14 protein-coding genes are annotated in these 14,880 nt (G+C 60.4%); 1 reads left to right on the forward strand and 13 read right to left on the reverse strand.

The genetic code is table 11. The annotated features are described in order from the left end of the window. Positions 1-396, reverse strand: coding sequence for a hypothetical protein (locus CTR2_RS16675; RefSeq protein WP_087082526.1), 396 nt, complete (start codon positions 394-396; stop codon positions 1-3). Beyond that, on the reverse strand, positions 393-3,602 hold the full coding sequence (locus CTR2_RS16680) for a tape measure protein (RefSeq protein ID WP_087082524.1): 3,210 nt from the start codon (positions 3,600-3,602) through the stop codon (positions 393-395). Before CTR2_RS16680 ends, CTR2_RS16675 begins: the two co-directional genes overlap by 4 nt. A gap of 19 nt (positions 3,603-3,621) precedes the next feature. Here CTR2_RS16680 and CTR2_RS16685 point away from each other — a divergent pair, with 19 nt between their 5' ends. Continuing rightward, positions 3,622-3,780: a hypothetical protein gene (locus CTR2_RS16685; protein ID WP_153260317.1), complete on the forward strand. Its 159-nt coding sequence runs from the start codon at positions 3,622-3,624 to the stop codon at positions 3,778-3,780. 103 nt (positions 3,781-3,883) lie between these two features. On the opposite strand, the gene CTR2_RS16690 is transcribed toward CTR2_RS16685, so the two are convergent. The 11 genes from CTR2_RS16690 to terL form a co-directional block, all read right to left on the reverse strand. After that, positions 3,884-4,885 (reverse strand): hypothetical protein, encoded by a 1,002-nt coding sequence (locus tag CTR2_RS16690; protein WP_087082522.1) that lies wholly within the window; start codon positions 4,883-4,885, stop codon positions 3,884-3,886. Positions 4,886-4,888: 3 nt separating this feature from the next. After that, positions 4,889-5,107: a DUF7210 family protein gene (locus CTR2_RS16695; RefSeq protein WP_087082520.1), complete on the reverse strand. Its 219-nt coding sequence runs from the start codon at positions 5,105-5,107 to the stop codon at positions 4,889-4,891. Next, positions 5,104-5,613 (reverse strand): hypothetical protein, encoded by a 510-nt coding sequence (locus CTR2_RS16700; protein WP_087082518.1) that lies wholly within the window; start codon positions 5,611-5,613, stop codon positions 5,104-5,106. Before CTR2_RS16700 ends, CTR2_RS16695 begins: the two co-directional genes overlap by 4 nt. Next, a complete protein-coding gene (locus tag CTR2_RS16705; RefSeq protein ID WP_087082516.1) occupies positions 5,610-6,110 on the reverse strand; it encodes a hypothetical protein in 501 nt (166 codons plus the stop codon). Before CTR2_RS16705 ends, CTR2_RS16700 begins: the two co-directional genes overlap by 4 nt. Next, positions 6,107-6,784, reverse strand: coding sequence for a hypothetical protein (locus CTR2_RS16710; protein ID WP_087082514.1), 678 nt, complete (start codon positions 6,782-6,784; stop codon positions 6,107-6,109). The genes CTR2_RS16705 and CTR2_RS16710 overlap by 4 nt, the downstream gene beginning before the upstream one ends. A gap of 133 nt (positions 6,785-6,917) precedes the next feature. Further along, the gene (locus tag CTR2_RS16715; RefSeq protein WP_087082512.1) at positions 6,918-9,335 is read right to left on the reverse strand and encodes a phage major capsid protein; all 2,418 of its coding nucleotides are present in this window, start codon (positions 9,333-9,335) and stop codon (positions 6,918-6,920) included. Between the two features lie 3 nt (positions 9,336-9,338). Then, positions 9,339-9,548, reverse strand: coding sequence for a hypothetical protein (locus CTR2_RS16720; protein ID WP_254913282.1), 210 nt, complete (start codon positions 9,546-9,548; stop codon positions 9,339-9,341). Between the two features lie 106 nt (positions 9,549-9,654). Further along, on the reverse strand, positions 9,655-10,527 hold the full coding sequence (locus CTR2_RS16725) for a DUF2806 domain-containing protein (RefSeq protein ID WP_087082508.1): 873 nt from the start codon (positions 10,525-10,527) through the stop codon (positions 9,655-9,657). A gap of 228 nt (positions 10,528-10,755) precedes the next feature. Next, positions 10,756-11,712, reverse strand: coding sequence for a hypothetical protein (locus CTR2_RS16730; protein WP_087082506.1), 957 nt, complete (start codon positions 11,710-11,712; stop codon positions 10,756-10,758). After that, positions 11,705-13,213 carry a hypothetical protein gene (locus CTR2_RS16735; protein ID WP_254913281.1) on the reverse strand — a complete coding sequence of 503 codons (1,509 nt, stop codon included), beginning with the start codon at positions 13,211-13,213 and terminating at the stop codon, positions 11,705-11,707. The genes CTR2_RS16730 and CTR2_RS16735 overlap by 8 nt, the downstream gene beginning before the upstream one ends. Continuing rightward, positions 13,210-14,880 (reverse strand): phage terminase large subunit, encoded by a 1,671-nt coding sequence (terL, locus tag CTR2_RS16740; RefSeq protein ID WP_087082504.1) that lies wholly within the window; start codon positions 14,878-14,880, stop codon positions 13,210-13,212. The genes CTR2_RS16735 and terL overlap by 4 nt, the downstream gene beginning before the upstream one ends.

Consider the following 14,880-nt stretch of genomic DNA (forward strand, 5'->3'; position numbering starts at 1 on the left):
TCAAACCTCAATGAATCGGAAAGTGGGGAGATACAGTTGCTCGGGCGATTCCTCGCCGTCCTGCAGCTTCCAAACGGGCTGGCCTGTAAAGCCCCCCTTGGCGTGGTCAAACATGACCTGGCGGGCCTGGCCACGCAGAACCAAAGTGAGCTGGATGCCGGGCAGCTCGGCCCAAGCCTGCAGCGTTGAGCACAGCGCCCGCGTGATCCAGGCAGCGGTCTCGGTGCCCATCAAGGTGATGGGACGACCGGCTTGCTTTAAAGCCACGTCGACCAGCAGCGCGCCCGTGGTGCTGTAGCTGGTGGCTTGGTCGACCGGGCTCCAGCTGAACTCGTCCTGCCAGTCCAGGCGGTCGCTGATATGGGCCGTGGTGCCGTTGTAGGTAAGCGTGATCATGAGGACGAGGCCCCTTTCTGGCGGCTCAGCTCCGTGAGGTACTGATGAAGCGAAGCTGCGCCCGATGGGTCAGTGTTGACCTGGCCATAGGGCTGGCCGTTGAGCTGAAGATTGATGGTGGAGACCTGACGCGAGACCATGGCTTCCAGCGGCGTCTTGCTGGAGTTCTCCGCGTTGCCGTTGCCCTTCATGGTGTTGCGCAGCTCCATCGCATCCACCTCGCGGTTCCACTCGAACATGGTCATGTCATGCATGAAGTTGCCGAGCTGGCCACCGCTTTGCGTTGAAAACGGGTTGTCCCTGGCGTACTGCTCTTTCCACTTGGCCAGCCAGGCATCGGCCTGGGCCTTGCTCTCGAAAGCTGGGACCGCATCGGCCCCGCGAATGGTTCCCGCATTGCGCTTGGCTTCCAGGAGCTGCAGCTCACGGGTGGCCAGCTCATTGGCTTTTTCTTGGGAGGCAATTTCTCGCTCGCGCTCTGCGTTCAGGCGCTCCAGGGCCGTGCGGTGCTGGTCGATGGCATTGGCTGCCCGGCTGTGTGAGCCTGCTGAATCGTCGACAGAGCCCTTGAGCCTGAGCGTGGCCCGACCGGCGCTGTCGACCGCAACCTCATATCCGCGCATGGCAGCCTCAGCCTGGACCCAGGCTGGCGCAATGCCCTTGTTGGCGGCAATCGCCGCATCGGCAGATTTTTTAAAGGCTTCGCCCATTTCACGGGCACTGGCCGTGCCGCTGTCGCGCAGCACGTCATAGGCAGCTTTTGCATCGGCTGCCGTCTTCTTGAGCGTTTCATCCGAGGTAATGCCCAACTGCTTGAATGCCTCGCGCACGCTATTAATGCCTGGCGTGGCTGCGTCCAGAGCATCCTTGAGCGCATCGGCTTTCTTTTTAGCCTGGTCAAGCAAGCCATCGGCCAGCGGCTGGCCCAATGCGCTGCGCACCGATTCGATTTGTTCTCGAATGGCCTTTAATGCGGCTTCACTGTCCGCGCTTTCAATGGCCTTGCTGAAACTCGCATTCAGTACTCGCCCGGTGTCGACACCCTCTTCCTTGAGTTTGCCCAGCTGGTCAATAATCGCCTGGGTATCATTAATCGCACTGCGAGATGCAGCGGAAATATTTCCCCGGAGTACGTCATATTCCAGACCAGCACGTTTAATCGCTTCGGTCAGAACTGCATCGGTTAATTGCGCCAGGCGCTGCGCTTCACGGCTGCTACCCAAAAATGCCGCCCGCGCATTGGCTTCGAATACCGCTAAATCCTTGCCCGATAAAGCCTTGGCCCAAGCCGCCTCGGTTTCGCTGGCTGTAATCTTTGCGGTCTCGCCCAGCTTATCCAGGGTGGCCGCAAAATCCTTGATGCCTTGAATCTTGGTTAAATCAAAACCTTCGGTGACGCTCTTTAAGGCATCGGCACTGGCTTTGCCGGACTTTGTCAGCTGCTCAAACTCCGCCACGGCATTGCGCGCAGCCTTTGATAAATCAAATAGCTTGTCTGCCGCGTCCTGGGTTTTCTGGGCCTCGGCGGCACGCGCTGCCGCTAATTCACGCGCCGCTGCAGCGGCGGCTTTTTCCGCCTTCTCCAGCTCTTCGGTGTGGTCCTTGTATCCCGCCAGCTTGGCCGCGCTCTCCCCTATCCAGGTGCCGATATCTTTGATATTGGAAACAATGCCAACCAAAGTGAATGTCTTGAGCCCACCCATGATCGCCGCAAAACGGCTGGTGCTGGCTGCAGCTCCTGCGGCTGCCGCCTGCGTGGCCACGAGCTGGGCATTGGCAGCGGCAATGCCAGTAGCGGCCACTTGCGTCGCCTGGCCAATGCCCAGGAAGTGCTGCGCCAGGCGCAATGCGGTGAATGCCGCCGCAGCCTGACCTAAATCCATCAGCAGGCCCGCAATACTCTGCAGGTTGTTGGCCAGCAGTTGAATGGCTTTGGCCGCTGCGGCGCTGGCACCATTGGCCTGATCCACCTTTTGCACGTACAGCGTCCACTGCGTGGACAGATCCTGCATGGCCCGGCCCACGGTAGGCGGCAGGCGCTGAAACTCTGCGGCAACGGCTGCACTTTGGCCCTGCAGGGCAGCAATCACCGTCTGCGTGGTCAGCAGGCCGGACTCAGCCATCTTGCGCAGCTCACCTGTGGTCACGCCCAGACCATCGGCCAAAGCACGTGCCAGGCGCGGTGCCTGCTCCATGACGCTGTTGAATTCCTCGCCGCGCAACACGCCGCTTTGCAGACCCTGGATCAATTGCGTGATGGCGGCAGATGAGGCCTCTGCGCTGGAGCCACCGATCTGCACGGCCTGGTTGATGGTTTCCGTGAGGCTCAGGCTCTGCAGGCTGGCCTTCTCGGCACTCAAACCGGCATCACGCCCTGCCTGGGCAATGCGAGAAAACAGCTCGCCGGTGTCTTCAAGCGCACTGTGGGTGCGCAGTGCCACCTCGGTCACGCCCTCCCACGATCGCGTGAAATTCTCGCCCTCGCCGGTGACCAGCTTCATGCGGGCCTGCAGATTGTTGGCCTGGTCAGCAGTGGCGGCCAGGTCGAAGGCCAGATTCTTAAGACCTTGCAGCGACTGCAGTCCTATATAGAACTTCTGCAGCCGGTCCAGTTGCTTGCTGATGGACTCCACGCCATCACCGATTTGGCGGTGGCTGCGCACCATGCTGGCGGCGGCATTCTGTGCGCCAGCTGCAGCACCTTGGTGAGCGGGCACCAACGTGAGCACCGATTCACGGACTTGCTCCACCTCCTGGCGCAAGCGCTGCTGCGCCTGCTGGGCATTCTGGCCAGCGACGCCAAAGCGTTGCAGCTCACCTTGGGCCTGGGACAGGGCCTGCTTCTGCTGGTCAAACGTGGAGCGGGCACTATCCGCTGCCGCATTGAGCTGCCGCAGCGCTGCCGCTTCTTTTTCTGTGGGCGGGCCAAGCGCCGAGATCTGACGACCGTAGTTTCTGGCCTCGGTCTCTGCCTGGCGCAAGCTGGTAGCCGATGACTTGGCCTCTGCCTCCAGCTTGGTGAAAGTGGTGATTGCGGCGTCCTGCTGGGCCAGCTCGCGCAGCCTGGTTGCTGCCGTGCGCGCCTCAACCGCAACCTCGCCCTCCAGGACCTTGGCAACATTCTCCAGATCGTCTGCCAGGCCCACGATGGACTCACGTCCCGTGACCCCGGTGTCGATCTGCAGGCTGATTTGCTTATCTGTCATGGATTCCTACAATGGGCGGATGACTCGTCTCATCGCCTTCATTGCATGCATCGCCTTCCTGGTGGGGGCAGGAGTGTCTGTGCGTGCAGGCATGGCACTTGCGGCAGTGGCCTATGGCCTGCTCGGTGCCTATGTCCTGTGGACCGGGCTGCAGATGTTTCTTGGCCCCAGACGGTGACGCTGCTTGAAAGCGGCTTTCAGGCATCACTGTCGGTTTTTGAGCGCCAACAAAAAAGGCCAGCGAGTGCTGGCCTTAGTCTTTTAAAGGGTCTGGTGCGGCGTCATGTTTTGCGCACGCGGTAATACTTGCTGATGCCATTGCCCACCTTGGTGGAGTCCATCAGGACCGAGCCGGTCACCTTGAGATTGATGAACCCGCTTTCCTGCAGCAGCGCGATGGATGATGCCACGCCCTGGCTTGCACGCCAAATTTCCACGATGGCCAGCTTGCCGTCATCGGCTTCGTTCAGCCCTTCCAGGATGATCTCCAGCTCCTTGGGCTTGGTGGTCAGCGCCTCGATCACGGCATAGCCTACGTGAGAATAGGCAACCTTGACCTCTTCACCCTCGGCCAGCCCTGTCGCGTCCTGGAACACGAAGATGCCAGCCGGGCGCACTTCATAGTTGCCTGCCGCAGGCACCACATCGCCCGTGGTTGGGTATTTGTAGTTGACCCAGATGCCCTTGCCATCCGTGACACCGGGCGCAGCGGGATCGAGCTGGATACCTGCCGCCGTGACCGAGTAGTTGCCCACCATGGTGAGCGCGGTGGCCGTGGCCACGCTGTCGCCGATGCGCACCGTCACGTCCGTGGCCCCTGTATGGGCCAGCGCTACCAGGTCGCCCTTCTTGACGTCCAGATGCTCTTCATCGGTCACGGTGGCTGTGCCTTGTGTCGTGCCCTTGCTCAGGACGACATTGCTGGGCTGCAAGTGCTTGGTGCGCAGCAAACCGCCGCGCGTCACCTTCAGGGTCTCATTGCTGGTCTGGCCCTGCTCCACCCCGCTGACCGTGCCCTGCGTGGCGCGCGCCAGGTTGATCGGGTTGATATCGGCCAGCGTCATCGCCAGCTCCACCTCCGTGACGCGGCGGATCTCGGAGTGTGTGCCGCCGCCCAGCGTGGTCATATTGGGTTGCTTTTTCACATCCTCCTTGTGCGACAGCTCGGCAGCCAGCACGTTGCCAATGGGCAGCGGTGCAGTGGTGCTCCCGTACTCGCGGGCATAGATCTGGCCGACCAATGCGGCAGGGGCAAAAATGCGTTTAATGACGTCATCAGACATAGGTCAGTCCTTTGTGTTGACAGGTTGAGGTGGGGTTTGAGTGGTGGACGGAGCGGGTGCGGCCACGCCCATGGCCTCCAGCCATTGCGCGGTGTCGGGGTGCACTGAGATCGCTGCGCCTGGCTGGAGCACAGAGCCCAGGTGCTCGTGCTCTGCCATCAGAGTCACAGAGACCATGGCGGGCTGGGCCGGTGCGGCCTTGCGGCGGGAGCTGGGTTTCATGGCTTCCTCCACTCCACCCAGCTGCGGGTGCTCATTTCCAGCATGGCGCTGTGGCACAGCACCCCGGCGAACATGACCGGACCAGCGCTGGCCACCTGCACGCCGCGCTCTTCCTGGGTGGAGCCGCCCAACATGCCGGGCAGACCCAGCGTGGTGTCCACGCGCACGGCAGCGCGGATGCGTTCGACCAGGTCGTCAAAGATCAGCTCACTCTCCACGGCATCTTTAAAAGCCATGTAGCCACGGATCAGCCAGCGGTGCTCGTTCAGAATGCGACCGTTGGCGTTGACCTCGGTGGTCGCGGTGCGGCGCACATACCAGCCACGGATATGCGGGTCCATGCCGAAGGCATCGTCGGCCTGTGCCGGGCTGTACAGATAAAGCTTGCGAAACTCCGCCTCACTGGAGGCAAAGCGCTCCCGTGAATGCACCATGCCCACGGAAGGCACTGCGGCCAGAACGGCCAAGAGCGCCCTGCGGGCAGCAGACAAAGTGGCGGCAGTCATGCCTTGCCTCCTGTGATGAAGTTGAGGATCTGGGCGGCAGCACCTTCGAACATGGTGATGACCTGGCCGCGCGTGGCCAGGGCCGCGCGCTCCATGGGGCGCTGTGCTTCGGTGCCTTCACGGGCAATCTTTTTGGCAACCAGGAAGGCCACCCGTTTGACTTCTTTTGGTTCACGAATGCCCAGCACAGCCTTGACCCAGGGCTCGATGGCCTTGATCGGCGGCATGTGGGGCTGGGTGCCCAGCTCAATAAACAAGGCCGATGGCTGGCTGCTGCCCACAATGCCGAGCACTCCTGCAGGCGTGCTGGCCACATCACTGGTGATGCTGCGGGCTGTGATGCCACTGACGCGCGGCATGTTCTCCTGCCACTCGCGCTGCACCAGCAACGTGGCCTGGTGCATGGTGGCCTCCAGCACCTGGCGGGTGTAGTCAGGCTCCTGGCGCAGGCCGCGCTCGATGGCGCTCAGATCGCCCAGACTGATGTCGAGGTTCATAGCCCGCCCCTGCTCACCAGACGGTGGCGAGGATTGCGGCGCGGCCAGCTCGTGACAGCTGATGCAGCAGAGCCAGCGACCGCATCCTGCAGCGCCGGGTCCAGCTGGCCAATGCCAGCAAAATAGGCGGCGCGGTAGTCCTTGGCGCGGGCCGCATAGTTGCGCGAGCGGCTCTCGGTGCGAGACATGTCCGAGCCGAGCGTGGTCTCTCGATCGCCTGCAAATCGCGTAGCCAGTTGCTGGCACAGCAGATGGGCCGCAAACGATGCCACCGCCAGGCGGTGACGCTGGGGGATGCTGTCAGCGGTGGCGTCCAGCACATGGGGGAGCAGGAAGCTCACCCGGACCAAGGCATTGCCAGGCAGCGCGTGTTCGCTCTCCAGACCCCAACCATCAGCCGTGCGGTAAGCGTCCGCTAACACGAGAGATGCAGGACGCCGCCCCACTGGAAACTCCACAGACTGGATGACCGCGCCATCCGACCAGCCTGCAGGCACCGGACCAAAGACGCCATTGGCAGGCCACACCACCTCCTCCAGCTCCAGGCGCGGCGCGTCTTCGCTGTAGCGCATGCGCGCCTGGTCGAGGGCGCGATCGCGCACTTCAGTGGTGATCACATCGTCCTGGTCCGAGACCATGTCCTTGAGCAGCTTCTGAAAATCCTCAAGCGCCACGACGGCTCCTAGTGTTTAAAGAGGGAATGAAAAAATCGACCATGGGTTTGCAAAGGCTCCGGGCCAGGCTGGCGGCTTTGCAAACCCGCCCCGCTTGGGGGCAGGCCTGGATGGGACTGACGGGCCGTGCGAGTTACGCGACCACAGCCTTGGTCGTGCCCTTCTCACCGTCGACCAGGACGGTGCCGCCGTAGATGTGGCGGATCTTGTAGGTCAGCTTGTCGTTGCTGAACATGGAGCCGCCGTTGGGCTGGTCCTGCACAAACAGCTCCGGCTCTTCCTGACCGTCAAGGAAGCCAACCTCCAGCACCGGCAGCACCACAGGGTCAGCGACCGTGCACCAGTCGTTGGCGTCCGTCCAATAGCTGACGGGGATCACCTCGGGGTTGATGGTCTGAACAAAGGTCTTGTCCAGGTTCTGGTTGCGCACGAACAGGTCATAGGCCGTTTCCTGCAGCTCGAACGGCACCAGGATCGCTGCCGGGCCTGTGGCCAGGCGCTTGGCGCTGCCTGCGCGGGTCTGCTTGAGCATGGCCAAGCGATGCGCTGCAAACTCGGAAGCCGTCAGCGCGCCCGTGAACAGGTTGCTGTGATCGGCGTGGTACAGCGCCTTGGCGTCGTAGATCAGGCCGTTGATGCGGAAGAAGTCGAACACAAACTCATAGAGCGTGTTCTTGGCCGCCAGCGCCAGCTCGGTGGGAATGCGGCGCAGCGCCTGGACATCGTCGTTCTTGATCGCTTCAAGCGTCACATCCTCCGTGCCGCCGCGCTTGCTCACCGCAAAGGTGGCCTTGTCATCGCCAGGCGAGCCCAGCGGCTGATAAGGAGCACCCTGGGCAACCGCTGGCAGATTGCCATAGCCGCCGATGCGGATGCGCTCCTGGGTGCGAAAGTCTTTGATCGGCGCGGTCGTGGCCACGCGTCGCCAGGCATCCAGGTTGGTCAGGCCGGTGTAGACCGCCTGCATGCGGCGGGTGATGCTGTCGCCCAGCGCATCGCTCCAGGTGCTGCTGGTGACCGACTCACGCATGACGCCCAGGCTCTCGGCCATGCGGCCCAGATCGCAGTCACGGATCTGGCCGGTGACACGGCGGTCGCCCGTGATCTCGATATAGCACTCGCGCAGCGACTGCACGTTGCGGTGCTCCTTGTGCGTCGGGTCGAAAAACGCCGTCAGCATCTCGCGGATGGACACGCTGCGGTCTTCCACGTTGATGGAGCCATTACCGAACGCAGGCACACGCACTGTGCCGGACTCCGTCATGCGGGCGATGTAGTCGCCCTCGGCCTTGATCAGATCACCCACGGCGGCTTCGGTCAGGCGATCAGCGCCAGCGGTGGCCACCTGGGTCAGCAGGCGCTCCTTGGCTGCCTGGGGGAGCTTGGCGGCATTGATGCGCTCGCGAGCAGTGCCTCGCAGTTCAAAAACCTGCAGGTCGGCACGGGTCAGCGGCGCATCATCGCCCTGGGCCTCGGTCACGCGCTGCGTGCCAGGCTCAGGCACCAGCGGGCCGCAAACGGCTTCATGCAGATTGACCACCTCGTCGTCGGTGATGGTGTCCAGTTTGATGGCGGCATGCTTCGCCGGGTCTTTGGCCTTGATGGCCTCCAGCATGCGTTGCTTCCACAAAGGCATGGTTTGGCTTCCTTCTTGAGATTCAGGGGGAGAGGTACTTGGATCGGCAGCGGCTTCGGTCAGACGGTCCAGGCCGCCGCCCGCGCCTGGCTCGACAATCAGGTCCACCGAATGCACCTTGGTGAAGGTCACGGCTTCGCGCAGGGTCTCGCTGCCGTTGCGGCGTTGGCGAGTGCGGGCATCGGCATCGATCGACAGGCCCAGCAGACCTTGCATGCCCCGTTTGACGGAGCCGACCATCTTGGTGACCGTCGAATCGCTGGGGTCGATGGCTTTAAAGGTGCCGACCAGGCTGCCGGTGTCGGGAGTCTTGCCTTCGACAAAGCGCACGCTGTAAATGCCGCCGATCAGATTGCGCACATCCTTGCCCTTGCCTGCGCTGTGATCGGCGTCAGACTTGGCAAACACACGCACGCCCTCAAACATGGGAGCGGCTTCGCGCAGTGCCTGGTCGGGGTAATAGTTGCGGTTGCCACTGCGGCCTGCACGGATCAGCGTGACCTCGATCGTGCCGTCCTGGGCTTCACGGAAGGATGCAGCTTCCTGAGATTCGCGCACGATCTCAGAAAGCTTGACTCTGCCCGCCGCACGATCTGCCTCGGAGATATCGGGGAAGATGGCAGCAGACTTATCGGATACAGGCTGGAACTGAGCCACCACCTCTTCACCTTCAGCCAGAACCACGGTGTTATCCGCGCTGACGGTATAGGAGTAGCTGTAAAGACGGCCCTTAACCTGCACCACGGCCCGGTCAGGCCAGATGCCGCGCATGTCCACGTAGTAGTCGCTGCTGACCGTCAGGCGCAACTTGTCGCGTACCGCCTGGCGCACCAGCTCGATCAGTTGGCCGTATTCGGAAGTGACTGCCTCCGTCAGGCGATCAAAGCCTGTGCCGTGAGGAATGAGCTTGAGCATGGCTTATTTGCCAGTCAGCTTCTGACCGTCCACAGTCACCACGACGATGTGAGTGCCGTAGTCCTTGAAGGACAGCACTTCATCGGCGGAAACTGCGAGGCGCTTTTCTTTGAACTTGTCCTTGCCTTCTGCAGGCTCCAGGACGATGCGCTGAACGCGCTTGGCAGCATCGGCTGCCGTCAGCATTTTTTCTTTGGTCTCGGATTCGGACATTGGCCACTCCATCGAAGATGCGCCGCAGGGCGCGGCATTGCGATGGAGTGACTGTGCCTAGAAGGGCACAAATAAATAAGGCCCGCAGATGCTGGCCTTAGACGATTTAATTGGACTGAAGTTGTGGAAATATTGAATAAACAACAAGTCCCTCACCAACCCATTTTTCTAATACTGAGATCTGATACTCTTCATTATTTTTCGATCCACAGATGCCAAATAATTGTTTCCCCGCATTTGTAAAAAGCACTTTTCCTGTTGATAATTTATTATTATTTTCTGCGGGGAATTCAATAACCATCGGCATGCCAAAATAATAAACAACCGCCCTCTTCAGAAAACCAAATTTAGCATATCCGCCCATTGCCTCGAAAGATATCAACCCAATCGTATCAAGATGCTTTAAATCAGAAAGAGAAATTCCATTTTTCTTTATAATGTCATCATTTTCATTAAAAATAATTGGTTCCGCATCACCTAGCATCCAAACAAACTGACAGAATCTTGTAAAAAGCTCTGCATCTCTTTTGTCAATTGACGAGATCAAATTTACAGTTCTTTTTGAAAATGTCCCTGGATTAGTCGCCTCCTCGGATAGAAGTTTTGACCACAGCGACTGCATTTCTTTATCTGAAACAGTGTCGCATTGCTTAAAAAAATGAGCTACCCAATCTTCATCTAGATTTTTAACATCCGCATTTTCAGGCAACTGCGATGCTGCTTCAACAGCAATACTCTCAATATTCTCCTGCTTTCTGGACTCCTGATAAACAAGTCGTTCCATCGCTCGCTGCTCAAGATCAGTTAGTTCAATACGAGCCAGTGCTTTGATTTTTTCTGCATCCGCTTCTGCGCGAGCCCTCCGTCGCATCTGCGTTGGTTCATAGATCATTCCAACTGCATTGCACACTTTCTCTACCAGCACTGTTGCTGGCTTTGAGAGATCGCCAAAATTTATGAGTGCATTTCCCTCTGCCATTTCGTCTCCTGTACTTGGTACACAAAGTTGAACTCTAGTACCTCAGATTCTGCCAAAGTTACGTTGACTTCAAGGTAGACATGCTCCGATCAGGAAAGCTCATCGGCATCTACATCCGCATCGAGCCAAGAACCCCTTTAAATGCACTTTAAATTCATATTAGATTGCGCCGTTAGGGGCTGACATGCACATCAGCCTTTAAAGGCTTAGCGCCTTGCTCATAGCTACTCACTCCACTCGCATTCCCGCCCTCTTCGCTGCCTGATCCAGCGCAGCCTTGCGCCCATCGAGCAGCAGCTCACCCTCGGTGAAGGGCTTGGCCCCTGGCGTCATGACACGCCAGTTCTTCATCCACGGGGTGGAAATGCACCCGCAATGAATGATCTGCTCCACGGGAGCCCTTGGGTCATGCGGGCACTGCATCTTGTCGATGCCACCGCCAGGGTTGGGCACCTTGAAGGGCTTGCTGGCTTCCACGACCTGGCCGTCGATGATGTCGTGATTCCAGCGGCTGTGGATCTTGCCGCTGCGCCGCCACTGCTTGCCCAGACCTGGTACTAGTGGCTCGGCCTGTTGCAGGCGTTCATTGGATGCCACAGCAAATGCCCGGCTGACTTCCGTGCGAACAATCGTCGCCGCGCGCCTGGGTGACTCGGCCCCGAGAATCTTCTGCACCGCCTGGATGGCTTGGTATGGCGTCTGCGCGCCAATGGTGGTCTGACCCAGCTGCTGACCAATCTTGCGGGCGGCTTCATTGCCCACGTCCTTGAGCCGCAGGGAGCCAAAGGCTTTCATTTGCTTGAGCACGCCCACATCGAGCTGCGCCAGTTGCAGCTCCACGCGGTGGCCAATGATGGCCAGGGGCTTGTCTACGAAATCCTCCCCCAGGGTCCAGGCATCCTGCATACGCATTTCAAATAAGGTACCGGCGCGGCTGGTTGCTCCGGCCAGGACGTCTTCGATCTGACCCAATAAGCGCGAGAGCTGTAGCTGCTGCCAATCGGCAGGCAAGCCTGCCAACGTGGCGAGAATCTGATCGCGAGCCTCTTTGAGCAGCAGCAGAACCTGGGTTTCTCCGACCAGGAGCAGCTGGGCACGCTCGCGCAATCGCCGGGCCAGCTCAGCCTCAAACGCTTTATCTGGCTTTTGGAGCAGCTCCTGCTCGCTTCTGGCTTTCTTAGCCATGGTGCTGACCAGATGCTTCAGCCCGTGCGGCAGCCAGATCCGCCGGCAGGTTGGTGAACACGTCTTCAGCGTCTCTCTTGGCCTTGCGCTGGGCAGATTCCTTGCGCGCGGCCGCCAGCTCGGCCTTGGCATCAAAGTCCTGGCCGAAGCGCTGGGCCACATCAGCCACGATCTTGAGGGCGGTCTCTTCGGTCATCAAACCGGCTTCGATCATCTGCACCACGGACGCAGCCAGGGTTTGCATGGCGCTGGCAAATTTGGTGACGTCGCGGTTGAGCAGTTCAGGGAAGACCGCTGTCACCTGCCACTTCTCCTCTGACCAGTCAGGTGTCACGCCTTGGGTTCGTGCCTGGCACAGCAATACATGGCGGCCAATCTCCTCCAGCATGATCTTGAGGAAGGACTGGCGCATGCTGTACATCTTGAAGGTGGGCTCACCCATCTCAGAGGCAGCAGCGCGGTTCACATCCCCGCCGCCCCCAAACCAGTGCTCAGGCATGGTGCTGCCGCCGAGCACGTGGTTTCTCAGCAAGCGGGCGCTCTCGCTGGTGTCGGCTGCCTGCAGGCTCGGGCTCTTGGCTTCCAGCGTGACGCTGTCGTTATGGACGAACGTGCTGTTGGGCGCAGGCGGCACAAAGGTTTTCTCGTATTCCTTGACCTTGGCGTCATCCGCACCCTTCAGCTCCACGTCCCAAACAAAGGAGCGCAAGTAACCGATGCGGTCCAGCTCGTTGAACAGGAACTCGTCATAAGCATCCAGCCAGTCCATCTGGCCCAGAAGGTCGGAGCGACCCCGGCTGCCATTGGGAAACTTGTTGAGTTGGTAGAGCAGACACTCACCATCTGTAAATTCATCAGCGCGGATGCGGCAAGTGTTCTCGCTGAACAGCTCCGCGTCCTCACCCAGGACGATTACTCTGTATTTATATTGACGCCCTCGGTTGTCGCGCTTGGTAACCACACCAATGGGCTGCTCAGGGTTGCCGGGGTCGTTGACCACGGTGGCAATCTGGCGCGGGTCCAGATAACCCAGCCGCACAAAGCCGTCACCATCGCGCACATTGGCGATATAGCACTGCTCACCCAGCAGGCCCAGGGCGCGCACCCTGCCCTGCAGTTTCAGCGGCCAGTTATTGATGGGGTCAGTCCAGAACGTATTGAGCAGTGCCTGGTGCTCGTCGTCCTGGCACTGCAGAGTGACGCCCTCGGCCAGCAGATAGGCCAGAGGCAGCTCGGTCAGGCGGTTGGCCAGCAGATTGCTTTGCCACAGGTATTCAGCCAGCTTCTGCATGCGGTCCTGGGCCATCGGTGCCAGGTCGCGGTCGTTCAAGCTACCGAGACCGCCGCCACTGAGCTTGCGCCACCCTTCATCACTATTGCCCTGGGCGCTGGCGGCTTCACGCATGGGCTGGGTGTGATGCGCCTGGTCTGTGTCGTGTTCGACCGCCGCCTGGTCAAAACCCAGAAAGGATATGAACCGGCTCCATGCCTGAGGCTTCATGTATTTCTCCTGAACATTCGTGAGGCCTGGCGGGCGTAGCGCTCGCGGGCAGTCTGTACCTGGTGGTTGTTGCCGCCCTGCGTGGCCGCAGCAATGCCACCTGTGACGGCCAGCATGTAGAGCATCTGGACCATGTCGGGACCGTCGTCGTGGTCGGCCTTGGGAAAATGCCTGAACTGGTCAATCAGCGTGGTCTGACTGCTGTGCAGACGGATCAGGCCGTTGTGCATGTGAGGCTGCAGGCTTTCAATGCGCAGCAGCTTGTCGCTGATGGGCAAGAGCGGACGGGCCGGCACCGGGACACCCTGCTGGGCGCTGCGCTTGACCAGCTCCGTGCGCAGGAATTCCTGAAACTGCACGGATTCGAAGCCCCAGACAACGCAGCAGTACTCGCGCTGCATCTCGATCACGTCGCTGATGATGCGATCGGGCACACGTTTGCGGATGGCGGCCTCGACCACATCCATGATGCCGGTCTCGCGGTTGTAGCCGCCGACTCCAATGGCGCTGGGGTCGCGGCTATTGCCAGCCCTGCCCAGGCTGGGGTCGCATGCGCCGTAGAACACCCACTCGGCCAGGCGGTTGACCCAGAAGCGGATGGAGTTAGCAAACGGTGCATCCTCCCCGGCAGTCGGGTCGTTCTGCTGCTCGGAGTCAAAGGCCGAGTGCCCTTCACGGGCGCGGCGGATCATCAGCTTGACCAAGGGGCGCAGCGCCGGCCAGGAGACCTTGCTGCCTTTTTCCATCTCGGCCTGGTGCTCTCTATATAGGGCCATGGCGGCAGCCTCGCCCTCCTGGGGCGTGTCGGCATTGAGCAGAAAGCCCTCGAACTGCTCCCACAGATCCATGCGTTCGGGCCACTGGATGATGGCTTTAAAGACTTTGCGGTTCCACAGCGGGTTCTTGAGAAAACGCGCCAGTACGCTGTCGTAGTGCAGCACAGTGCCCACCAGGATGGCGTCCATGGAGTCGTCAGGCGGCCCCAACGACAGCACGCTCTTGGTCACAAAGGACTGCAGCTTGTCGCGCTGGGCCGGGGTGTTGACGTTCTCATCGTTCTCGATGTCGTCGCAAATCGCCAGATCCGGGCGGTGCGCGCCGTGGCGACGCCCCCGGATCTTCTTGCTGGAGCCGAATGCCTCGACCTTGCGACCGTTGGCCGTCACGATCACGCCCGCCCGCCAGACACGGCCCTGCCCGCAGGCTTCGGGAAAATCATTGGCAATGCGCGGGTTGGCTTCCAGCTCGGCCTTGATGGCCTCCAGCATTTCTGCAGCCTGCTCAAAGGCGTCCATCACGATGATGGCGTACCACTTGGCCCCGGTGACCAGGCACCAGGACACAAAGCTCATGCTGATCTTGGTGGACTTGGCTTCACCACGCGGGGCTGCAATGGCGTCACGCTGACCCGCCGCAGTGTTCACTATTTCAGGCAAGCGCTTGTAGAGGTACTTGTGCAGCTCGCTGGGCTCGGCCCGGCCATAGTGCGGAAAGTAGTTGCGGTCCCAATACTCATAGCCATTGACCGGGTCGCAGACCTTGCGGCGGCGCTCGGCAATGGCTGCAGGATTGGTGTCCCAGCCGTCCAGGTTCGCGTCGATCTGCTTGCGCAGGTCATCGGCCAACGCTGTCAAACCCGCCAGAAAATCCTTGCTGTTCTTGGCCAT

The organism is Comamonas thiooxydans (genome assembly GCF_002157685.2).
Classification (GTDB): Bacteria; Pseudomonadota; Gammaproteobacteria; order Burkholderiales; family Burkholderiaceae_C; genus Comamonas; species Comamonas testosteroni_H.

What these genes read in the sequence shown, in the direction of transcription:
- CTR2_RS16675 (WP_087082526.1), bottom strand. Translation starts at nt 396, where the DNA reads ATGATCACGCTTACCTACAACGGCACCACGGCCCATATCAGCGACCGC.
- CTR2_RS16680 (WP_087082524.1), bottom strand. Translation starts at nt 3,602, where the DNA reads ATGACAGATAAGCAAATCAGCCTGCAGATCGACACCGGGGTCACGGGA.
- CTR2_RS16685 (WP_153260317.1), top strand. Translation starts at nt 3,622, where the DNA reads ATGACTCGTCTCATCGCCTTCATTGCATGCATCGCCTTCCTGGTGGGG.
- CTR2_RS16690 (WP_087082522.1), bottom strand. Translation starts at nt 4,885, where the DNA reads ATGTCTGATGACGTCATTAAACGCATTTTTGCCCCTGCCGCATTGGTC.
- CTR2_RS16695 (WP_087082520.1), bottom strand. Translation starts at nt 5,107, where the DNA reads ATGAAACCCAGCTCCCGCCGCAAGGCCGCACCGGCCCAGCCCGCCATG.
- CTR2_RS16700 (WP_087082518.1), bottom strand. Translation starts at nt 5,613, where the DNA reads ATGACTGCCGCCACTTTGTCTGCTGCCCGCAGGGCGCTCTTGGCCGTT.
- CTR2_RS16705 (WP_087082516.1), bottom strand. Translation starts at nt 6,110, where the DNA reads ATGAACCTCGACATCAGTCTGGGCGATCTGAGCGCCATCGAGCGCGGC.
- CTR2_RS16715 (WP_087082512.1), bottom strand. Translation starts at nt 9,335, where the DNA reads ATGCTCAAGCTCATTCCTCACGGCACAGGCTTTGATCGCCTGACGGAG.
- CTR2_RS16720 (WP_254913282.1), bottom strand. Translation starts at nt 9,548, where the DNA reads ATGTCCGAATCCGAGACCAAAGAAAAAATGCTGACGGCAGCCGATGCT.
- CTR2_RS16725 (WP_087082508.1), bottom strand. Translation starts at nt 10,527, where the DNA reads ATGGCAGAGGGAAATGCACTCATAAATTTTGGCGATCTCTCAAAGCCA.
- CTR2_RS16730 (WP_087082506.1), bottom strand. Translation starts at nt 11,712, where the DNA reads ATGGCTAAGAAAGCCAGAAGCGAGCAGGAGCTGCTCCAAAAGCCAGAT.
- CTR2_RS16735 (WP_254913281.1), bottom strand. Translation starts at nt 13,213, where the DNA reads ATGAAGCCTCAGGCATGGAGCCGGTTCATATCCTTTCTGGGTTTTGAC.
- terL (WP_087082504.1), bottom strand. Translation starts at nt 14,880, where the DNA reads ATGGCCAAGAACAGCAAGGATTTTCTGGCGGGTTTGACAGCGTTGGCC.